General features: G+C 42.6%; 1 protein-coding gene and 1 pseudogene. Both read right to left on the bottom strand.

Annotated elements, in window-relative coordinates:
* Positions 1 to 328, bottom strand: a 328-nt coding sequence (gene waaF, locus R7093_RS28420) for a lipopolysaccharide heptosyltransferase II (protein ID WP_225478623.1), incomplete at its 3' end; no start/stop codon positions are given.
* Positions 325 to 507: pseudogene (locus tag R7093_RS28425) on the bottom strand (lauroyl-Kdo(2)-lipid IV(A) myristoyltransferase); the annotation flags it as partial. The gene waaF and the pseudogene R7093_RS28425, both read right to left, overlap by 4 nt.

Raw genomic sequence — 507 nt, forward strand, 5'->3', positions numbered from 1 at the left:
TCCATCCTGTACGCAGAGGTATGTTCGCAAACCAAGGAATCAGCGCTGATTTCGCTGATTTTGGTAGAATATAAGCGTGGTCGTATTGCTTTTCACGTAATGATTTACCAATCTCTCTACGGCCTAATAAATTAAACTCACCATGGCCTATCGGCATCTCGATTGCTTGGTGAATTTCTGGCATACGCTCAAGAATAGGCTTACACCAGCCGGGTGCAATAACATCAATTTGGCTTTCCGGGTGCAGTTGCTTTAGTGTGATGTAAAGAGATTGGGACATCACCATATCACCAACCCATGCTGGGCCAATAATTAGAATTTTTTTCATTTTTCAACTTGCCAGTCAGTGTTGTATCTCGGCTTAAAGAGATTGTAATAATTGTTGCCGTCTTCTTGTGAATGCAATAGCTGTAGCACCCACATATATTGTTCCGGTTTATCACCGACGAAGTATTCAATAGCTTCGTTACAGGTGCGGGCGTCTTGTTCTTCACCTTTGTCTAAGTC

The organism is Vibrio sp. 1580 (genome assembly GCF_033340055.1).